Origin of the sequence: Sutterella parvirubra YIT 11816 (assembly GCF_000250875.1) — a bacterium.
Lineage (GTDB): Bacteria > Pseudomonadota > Gammaproteobacteria > Burkholderiales > Burkholderiaceae_F > Sutterella > Sutterella parvirubra.
This window is the reverse complement of record NZ_JH604886.1, coordinates 1-524: the sequence shown is the minus strand read 5'-3', so window position 1 is coordinate 524 and position 524 is coordinate 1. Positions and strand designations below refer to the sequence as shown.

The window sequence follows — 524 nt, the reverse complement described above, 5'->3', positions numbered from 1 at the left end:
TGATTTGGACGCCCTGCAGTCCGTCTTTTTGACCGTTATTTTTGGCCGCACGATCAAGGGCGTCACGCAAAGTCACGTCCGTCCGGCGGTATTCGGGGCGGCTTGCCCACTCTTCAATCGTTCTCAAGATCCACTCTAGAGGGGACCTTTCACCATCGAACCAGTGGGAAAAGGAGTAGTCCGTATGAGCGCCCGGAGACTTGTCTTCACTGGAAGCCGAGGCCGCACAAGGTTCCATGTCGAAACTGGGGGCCTGTTCTCCCAAGGTTTCATCCTCAGCGGTGAGGAGCGTCGCATCTTCCTCGTAAAGAGAAGAGGCTTCCAAGGAAGAGAACTCCCCATCCGGCAGAGAGGGCAAACTTCTCTCAAGAATTTCCGCAAACTCGGGGTCTAGGGGTTCGATGATGCAAACGTCTTGGCCTGTTCTTTTCATCTCCTCTGCAATGGCGTCCATGTTTTGGAACAGCCCAAAACAGGGCGCATCCAAAGCGCACTTAGGGAACCTCTTCACGGAAGAGGTTCGA

The 524-nt window shown here is 54.4% G+C and carries 1 protein-coding gene; it reads right to left on the bottom strand.

The annotated features are described in order from the left end of the window. Nucleotides 1-454: hypothetical protein (locus HMPREF9440_RS02185; RefSeq protein ID WP_148516281.1), on the bottom strand; the 454-nt coding region annotated here is incomplete at its 3' end. Nucleotides 455-524: the final 70 nt, after the last annotated feature.